At 45.6% G+C, this 417-nt stretch carries 1 pseudogene (running past one end of the window); it reads right to left on the bottom strand.

The annotated features are described in order from the left end of the window. Positions 1-359: pseudogene (locus tag A2048_08050) on the bottom strand (hypothetical protein); it reaches 79 nt to the left of the window's first position. Between the last annotated feature and the right edge of the window lie 58 nt (positions 360-417).

Consider the following 417-nt stretch of genomic DNA (forward strand, 5'->3'; position numbering starts at 1 on the left):
ATGACGCAATCAGGCCACTCCGCCCTGTTTGGGTTACGGTCAGGGTTAAAACTATAATACACAGTCCCCATCTTCCCACCCATATAACGCATGGCCATCACCTCACTATAGAGTTCCTTAAACTGGGGCTGATCCCTGTCAAGCACGCCTCCGCGACCGGAAAAGCAGCCCGGCATGGAGCCCGGATTAAACTGAACGTAAACTGAACTGCTGATCATATAAAAATATTGTACTTGAAGGGGATTTTGTTGGACCCCCGTTTCGTAAGTAAAAGCGTTTGTTGAAAAAACAACCAGCGCTATCAATATTCCCAGAATAATTTTCATATTTTTCCTTTCTTTAAGTTTATCCTTCGACAAAAACTCGGCCCCTTGGGGCCGAAATAAAATGACGGATAACCCTGAGCGAATCCCGCAT

Source organism: Deltaproteobacteria bacterium GWA2_45_12, from assembly GCA_001797365.1.
In the GTDB taxonomy this organism is placed as follows: domain Bacteria; phylum UBA10199; class UBA10199; order UBA10199; family UBA10199; genus UBA10199.